The organism is Bradyrhizobium sp. STM 3809 (assembly GCF_000239795.1).
Lineage (GTDB): Bacteria > Pseudomonadota > Alphaproteobacteria > Rhizobiales > Xanthobacteraceae > Bradyrhizobium.
In genome coordinates, this window is the sequence record NZ_CAFJ01000593.1 from 1 (window position 1) to 5,561 (window position 5,561).

At 67.2% G+C, this 5,561-nt stretch carries 6 protein-coding genes; 5 read left to right on the forward strand and 1 reads right to left on the reverse strand.

The features are described from left to right. The 4 genes from BRAS3809_RS26800 to BRAS3809_RS26815 form a co-directional block, all read left to right on the forward strand. On the forward strand, positions 1-853 hold an 853-nt coding region (locus BRAS3809_RS26800; RefSeq protein WP_035658864.1), incomplete at its 5' end, for an AAA family ATPase. Then, positions 850-2,163, forward strand: a complete 1,314-nt coding sequence (locus tag BRAS3809_RS26805; protein ID WP_008965144.1) for a DUF58 domain-containing protein — start codon at positions 850-852, stop codon at positions 2,161-2,163. The genes BRAS3809_RS26800 and BRAS3809_RS26805, both read left to right, overlap by 4 nt. Beyond that, on the forward strand, positions 2,082-3,218 hold the full coding sequence (locus tag BRAS3809_RS26810) for a stage II sporulation protein M (RefSeq protein ID WP_008965145.1): 1,137 nt from the start codon (positions 2,082-2,084) through the stop codon (positions 3,216-3,218). Before BRAS3809_RS26805 ends, BRAS3809_RS26810 begins: the two co-directional genes overlap by 82 nt. Then, on the forward strand, positions 3,202-4,107 hold the full coding sequence (locus tag BRAS3809_RS26815) for an RDD family protein (RefSeq protein ID WP_008965146.1): 906 nt from the start codon (positions 3,202-3,204) through the stop codon (positions 4,105-4,107). Before BRAS3809_RS26810 ends, BRAS3809_RS26815 begins: the two co-directional genes overlap by 17 nt. Positions 4,108-4,145: 38 nt before the next feature. Here the strand turns inward: BRAS3809_RS26815 and BRAS3809_RS26820 are convergent, their stop codons facing one another. Next, complete coding sequence (locus BRAS3809_RS26820) at positions 4,146-5,030, reverse strand: DUF7847 domain-containing protein (RefSeq protein ID WP_240535776.1); 885 nt, start codon at positions 5,028-5,030, stop codon at positions 4,146-4,148. A gap of 200 nt (positions 5,031-5,230) precedes the next feature. Between BRAS3809_RS26820 and BRAS3809_RS26825 the strand changes: the two genes are divergently transcribed. Next, a partial coding sequence (locus BRAS3809_RS26825; protein WP_035658866.1) for a methyltransferase domain-containing protein occupies positions 5,231-5,561 on the forward strand: 331 nt, incomplete at its 3' end.

The window sequence follows — 5,561 nt, forward strand, 5'->3', positions numbered from 1 at the left end:
GTTCTGCGGCGGTCACATCCTGCTCGAGGGCGTGCCGGGCACGGCGAAGACGCTGCTGGCGCAATCCTTCGCGGCCAGCCTGTCGCTGAAGTTCGGCCGCGTGCAGTTCACCCCGGACATGATGCCCGGCGATCTCCTCGGCACCAATCTGTTCAACTTCCAGACCTCCAGCTTCTCGCTGACGCAAGGTCCGATCTTCACCGACATCCTGCTCGCCGACGAGATCAACCGCACGCCGCCCAAGACCCAGGCCGCGCTGCTGCAGGCCATGAACGAGCGCAACGTCACCGTCGACGGGGTGACCTATACGCTCGGCGACGCCTTCATGGTGGTCGCGACCCAGAACCCGATCGAGCAGCAGGGCACCTATCCTCTGCCCGAAGCGCAGCTCGATCGCTTCCTGTTCAAGGTGCTCCTCGGCTATCCCAGCAAGGAGGAGGAGTGCGAGATCGTGTCCCGGCACGGCACGCGCGCGGCGATGCCGACGCTCGCCGAGTTCGGTCTCGCGCCCGTGGTCTCGCGCGAGCATCTGCTGGAGGCGCGGGCGATGGTCGCCGAGATCAGGCTCGGCGATCCGCTGGTCGGCTACATCGTCGACATCATCCGCAACACCCGCAACCATCCCTCGATCGAGACCGGCGCCTCGACGCGCGCGGCGAACATGCTGGCCTCGGCGAGCCGCGCGCAGGCCGCCACGCAGGGCCGGGACTTCGTGATTCCGGACGACATCAAGTTCCTCGCGGTGCCGCTGCTGCGGCATCGGCTGGTGCTGGCGCCGAACGCCGAGATCGACGGCCTGACGAGCGATGCGGTCGTGATCGAGATTCTCGATCAGACCGCGGCTCCCCGATGATCCGGCCGACGCTCCGGGCGGTGCTGCTGTTCGCCGCGACGGTGCCGGCGACCCTCATCGTGCTGGTGCTGCGGCCGGAGCTGTGGCCGGTCGCGATCGATTTCGGCCTGTTCGTGATCGCGCTGATCGGCATCGACGCCTTGCTCTGCGCAGGCTTCCGCACGCTCGACGTGGCACACGAGGCGCCCGCGCGTCTGTTCGTCGGCACGGAGGCCGCACTCCGGCTGACGATCACGCTCCGCAGCGGCACGCGCGCCGTCACGTTCGAGGCGCTGCTGGAGCAGCGCGGCGAGCTCGCGCCTCCCGTGCTCCGGCGTCTGACCGGCACGCCGCAGCAGCCGGCATCCGGCCTGCTGCCGATCGTCCCGAGGCGCCGCGGGCAGGTGTTCATCGATGCGCTGTGGCTGCGGTGGCGCGGACCGCTGGCGCTCGCCGAGCGGATACGGCGCATTCCGCTCGGCAAGACCATCGACGTGCTGCCGGACGTGCGCGGCATCTCGTCCGCCGCGGTGCAGTTCTTCAGCCGCGATGCGATCGAAGGCGTCAAGGTGCAGCAGCAGCGCGGCGAGGGCACCGAATTCGAGTCGCTGCGCGACCACGCAGCGGGACAAGACAATCGCTTCATCGACTGGAAGCGCTCCGCCAAGCATCTGAAGCTGCTGTCTAAGGAGTTCAGCGTCGAGCGCAATCACCAGATCGTGCTGGCCTTCGACACCGGACATCTGATGGCCGAGCCGATCGAGGGCCTGCCGCGGCTCGACCATGCGATCCACGCCGGATTGCTGCTCGGATGGATCTCGCTGCGCAACGGCGACTATGTCGGCAGCTTCGGCTTCGACGCGAAGGTCCGCCAGTTCCTGCAGCCCTCGCGCGGCATGCCGTATTTCGTCAAGCTGCAGAACGGCTCGAGCCAGCTCGCCTATCAGACCGAGGAGACCAATTTCACGCTCGGCCTGGCCGAGCTGAATTTCCGCCTGAAGCGCCGTGCGCTGGTGGTGATGTTCACCGAGTTCATCGATACGACGACGGCCGAGCTGCTGCTCGAGAGCGTGCATCGGATGGCGAACCGCCATGCCGTCATCTTCGTGACCCTGCGCGATCCGCTGCTGCCCAATCTGGTCGATGCGCCGCCCGCACAATTCCGGGACGCCGCCGAGGCCGTGGTGGCGCACGATCTGCTGCGCGACCGCGCCGTCGTGCTCGAACGGCTGAGCCGGATGGGCGTGCATTGCCTCGAGGTGCCGCCGCGCGGCCTCGCTGTCGGCCTGATCAACCGCTATCTCACGATCAAGAAGAGGGGGCTGCTATAGAGACGACCGCATCCGCCGAGGCCGCGCCGGCCACGTCCGGTCCGAAGATCACGCTGCGCAGCGCCGAATTCCGCAACAGCCGCGAGCCGGCGTGGCGGACGCTGGACGAGCTGATCTCGCGCGTCGAGGGCAAGGGCATCACGCAGCTGTCGGCGGAGGAGCTTCAGAGCCTGCCGCTGCTCTATCGCGCGGCCGCCTCATCGCTCTCCGTCGCGCGGTCCATCGCGCTCGACCGCAACCTGATCCTGTATCTCGAGAACCTCGTGCTGCGGGCGTTCTTCGTCGTCTACGGGCCGCGGGTCGGGATCATGGAGGCGCTCGGACAGTTCCTGCGCACCGGCTTTCCGCAAGCGGTGCGCGGCGCCGCCTGGCACCTCGCGCTGGCCGCGGCCACCATCGCCGCCGGCGTGGTCGTCGGCATCGTGCTCGTGGAATCGAACGAGATCTGGTTCAGCGCCCTGGTGCCCGACGGGCTTGCCGGCGGGCGCGGACCTGCCAGCACCGCGGCCGACCTGCGCGACAAGGAGATCTTCGCGCCCTGGCCCGGCTTCATCGCCTCGTTCGTGGTGACTGCGAACGCGCTGTTCCGGCACAACGCGACCATCGGCATCATGATCTTCGGACTCGGCATCGCCGGCGGCGTGCCGACCTTGCTGCTGCTCGGCTATCAGGGCCTGGTGATCGGGGCCTTCCTGGCGCTGCATTACGAGCGCGGACTGCTGCTCGACTTCATCGGCTGGATCTCGATCCACGGCGTGACCGAGATCGGATCGCTGGTGGTGTGCGGCGCCGGCGGCCTGGTGGTCGCCGAGAAGATCCTGTTTCCCGGCCGTTATGCGCGTCTCGCCAATCTGGCACGGCACGGCACGGCCGCGGCGGCACTGGCCGGCGGCGCCGTGCTGATGCTCTTCGTCGCCGGCATCATCGAAGGCGGCCTGCGGCAGCTGGTCGGCAACACCCCGGTCCGCCTCGCCGTGGGGATCCTGACCGGCGCGTTCTGGATGGCCTACTTCCTGTCGAACCGCGAGAGCAGGCGCCATGGCCCAGCGACTTGACCGCATCAACACGTTCCTCGAGGGCGCCTCGCGCAACCGCCGCGAGATCATCAGTCCCGAGGGCATCGTCCTGGAGGTCGACGTCGCCAATCACGGCGAGCGGCTGATCGCCTTCATCATCGACTTCTTCTTCTGGATGCTGGCGACGGGCCTGCTGTATCTCATGCTGGCGTTGCTGATGGTCGAACGCGTGAGCGGCGCGGTGGCGACCACGATCGTGCTCTTCATCGCCTTCCTGCTGCGAAACCTGTATTTCATCCATTTCGAGCTGGCCTCGCAGGGCTCGACGCCGGGCAAGCGGATCACCCATCTGCGCGTGATCGACCGCGGCGGCGGGCCGCTGCTGCCGGGCGCGATCGTCGCGCGAAACCTGACCCGGGAGGTCGAGATCTTCCTGCCGCTCGGCCTGTTCTTCTCCCAGCCGGCTGTGTCGTCGGGCGCCTATTTCTGGTACTCGGCCGCCTGTCTCGGCTGGGTGCTCCTGATCGCGGCGCTGCCCTTCTTCAATCGTGATCATCTGCGGGCCGGCGATCTGATCGCGGGCACCATGGTGATCTCGGTCCCGCGCCGCCAGCTGCTCGCCGAACTGGTCGCGACCGAGACGGCCTACGCATTCAGCCGCAGCCAGCTCGATGTCTACGGTGCGTTCGAGCTGCAGGTGCTGGAGGAATTGCTGCGCCGTCCGCTGTCGCTCGAGACGTCCCAGGTGCAGCAGCAGGTCTGTCGCAAGATCTGCAGCAAGATCGGCTGGGCCGAGCCGGTGCCCGCCGAGAAGACCGCCGAATTCCTGCAGGCGTTCTATACGGCCGAACGCGCCCATCTCGAGCGCGAACAGCTGTTCGGGCGGTTCAGGGCCGACAAGAGCGAATTGCCTGCCGCGCGACGATAGCAGCCTCCATCGTCGCGCAGACGGCAGAGCCGCGCGCCTCAGTCGAACACGAGAGCGAGGCTGTCGACGTCGATGCCTTCCTTCGCCACGCGCAGGTCGTGATAGACGACCGCGGCCAGCACCGCGCTGAACGCCGTCGTGACGACCTGCCAGGCGAAATAGGGCACTCCGCTTAGGGTGGTGATGCCGCCGAACCAGCCGAACAGGATCAGGACGGCGAACGACACGATGTACACCAGCGCAATCAGGCCGAAGATCTGCCAGCGATAGCCCTTCGTCAGGTCGGAGCTGCGGTTGATGCTGTCGAACACGGCCGTCTTCTCGATCACGCAGGCGGGCACGGCGACGTAGAGCATGCATAACACGATCAGTCCCGGGATCAGGAACAGTATGGACGCGAGCCCGACCCCCAGCCCCGACAGCAACGCCACTCCGAGCACCGGAAAGAACCGCCCGAGACCGACGCTGAGGGATTGCACGACGCTGACGGACTTGCCGCCCATCTGCTGAAACGCCGCATAGAGCGTCACGGCCTGTGCGACCATCGCCAGAAAGATCGTGGCGATGTTCGACACCAGCTCGAACAATCCGGCGCGCGAAGGGCCACCCATCGACGCCATGATCTTGAGCGCCAGCACGGGCGTGAGGGGAATCAGCGCGAGGAGGAGAAAGCTGCCCAGCCGGGCGGCGAATACGGAGAACGTCTTGCTGAGTGCCGATCCGACCCGGAATGGCGCGCCGATTGCGGTCGCGTCATTGATGGAAACTTCGCTCATTCTCTGCCCCCTGATCAGTTCCCGAAGTCTCGCACGGCCCGCGGCGAGTTTGCAATTTGCTTTCGGAACTTTCGACAGCCGTCGTTCGATCAACCGCGTCGATGGTTGTGGTTTTGTGAATGACAACCCTTCGATTGTCCGGCGCATCCGGCAGCTCCGATGTGACCCTCGCGGCAGCCCGCGCATCGCGGCCCGTCGGCAAAGCCAGCAGCGAGGGCCGCCGGAGCAAGCGTCCGGTGACGTGCCGGCTGGCTTTTCAACTCGGCGACCGCCCCCTAAACTCCCGCGGCTTCCGCGGTGACCCGCGCCGGAGCGAGTTTTTCATTTTGCCAATACCGAGTTCCCTCATGGATGCCGCCGTCGTTGACACCTCCTTCGGCCATTTCGAGAATGCCGAGCAGATCGCCTTCTGGAACGGCGCCGGCGGGACGCGCTGGGTCGCGCGCCGGGCGGAGCTCGACGCGATGCTGGCCCCGGTGCAGGAGGCATTGCTGGCGCGGGCGGCGATCCAGCCCAACGAGCGGGTGCTCGATGTCGGCTGCGGCTCTGGCGCCAGCATGATCGCGGCGGCGGAGAAAGTGGGCACCGGCGGCAGCGTGCTCGGCCTCGACGTGTCGGCCGCCATGCTCACCGCCGCTCATGAGCTCGCCCCGGCCGATGCGCCGGTCAGCTTCGTGC

Coding starts and splice junctions, on each gene's coding strand:
- BRAS3809_RS26815 (WP_008965146.1), top strand. CDS start 3,202: ATGGCCCAGCGACTTGACCGCATCAACACGTTCCTCGAGGGCGCCTCG.
- BRAS3809_RS26805 (WP_008965144.1), top strand. CDS start 850: ATGATCCGGCCGACGCTCCGGGCGGTGCTGCTGTTCGCCGCGACGGTG.
- BRAS3809_RS26820 (WP_240535776.1), bottom strand. CDS start 5,030: ATGCGCCGGACAATCGAAGGGTTGTCATTCACAAAACCACAACCATCG.